We start from the raw sequence: 298 nt of genomic DNA, 5'->3' as shown, positions 1-298 counted from the left end.
CACCTCTAATGTCTACGGTTCGGGATACCACCGCCCGGCAAAAGAAGACGAACAGGTAGATATCAATGATCCGCGCGCTTACTCATCCAGCAAGATCGCCGCAGAAAGGGAATTGATCGGGATGCAGCAAAACCAGGGATTTGACGTCCGTATCCTGCGTCTTGGCTTTGTTTACGGTGATAAAGACCCGCATATCGCCGAAATTATCTCATATATTAAAAAGCTGAACATGCATTCAGGATCGCGCATGCATATGGTCCATCACCTGGATGTCGCGCAGGCACTGGTCCTGCTACTC

At 50.0% G+C, this 298-nt stretch carries 1 protein-coding gene; it reads left to right on the top strand.

The window, feature by feature from the left end:
• The coding region (locus AAHB90_RS32660; RefSeq protein ID WP_342089516.1) for an NAD-dependent epimerase/dehydratase family protein at window positions 1–298 on the top strand (298 nt) is incomplete at both ends.

This window comes from Dyadobacter sp. OTU695, from assembly GCF_038440355.1.
Taxonomy (GTDB): Bacteria; Bacteroidota; Bacteroidia; order Cytophagales; family Spirosomataceae; genus Dyadobacter.
The sequence above is the reverse complement of the archived record's forward strand: the minus strand, read 5'-3'. Positions and strand labels throughout refer to the sequence as shown.